Raw genomic sequence first — 529 nt, forward strand, 5'->3', positions numbered from 1 at the left:
GCACCAGCGCGCCGCCGCCGGTCATCAGGAGCGGCGCGAGCCACCAGTCGCCGGGCATCGGCAGGCCCGCGCCCACCACGCAGTTGAGCAGGAGCAGCAGCCCGGAGACCGAGGCGACCGCGCCGACCGACGAGATCATCCCCGAGACCAGGGCGACCGCCGTCACCGCGGCGACCGCCGCCCAGCCGTGCCCGTACACGAGGGAGCCGACCGTCACGCCGACCGCGCCGAACAGCTGCGGCACGGCGATGTTGAAGATGCGCATCCGGTACGCGTCGGCGGTGTCGCCGATGACGCCGGACAGGGCGCCCATGGAGGACAGGGCGCCGTACGCGGGCTGCCCCGCGGCGAGGCCGATCGCCAGCGGCGCGGCCATGGCGAGCGCGGCCCGGCCCACCGCCGCCCAGGGGACGGGGGCCTTCTGCGGCCGGAGCGTTCTGACCAGCCAGTCGGGGGGTGCGAGGCGGGGCGGCATATCGGCCATTATGCGAGGTTCGCGGACCGTTGCGGGGCTCTGCCCCGGACCCCG

Annotated in this window: 1 pseudogene; it reads right to left on the minus strand. The window is 76.0% G+C overall.

Going from position 1 to position 529, the window contains the following annotated elements:
• Positions 1 to 475, minus strand: a pseudogene (locus G3I40_RS23850) (FUSC family protein); the annotation flags it as partial.
• Positions 476 to 529 lie beyond the last annotated feature (54 nt).

It is taken from the genome of Streptomyces sp. SID14478, assembly GCF_010548525.1.
Taxonomy (GTDB): Bacteria; Actinomycetota; Actinomycetes; order Streptomycetales; family Streptomycetaceae; genus Streptomyces.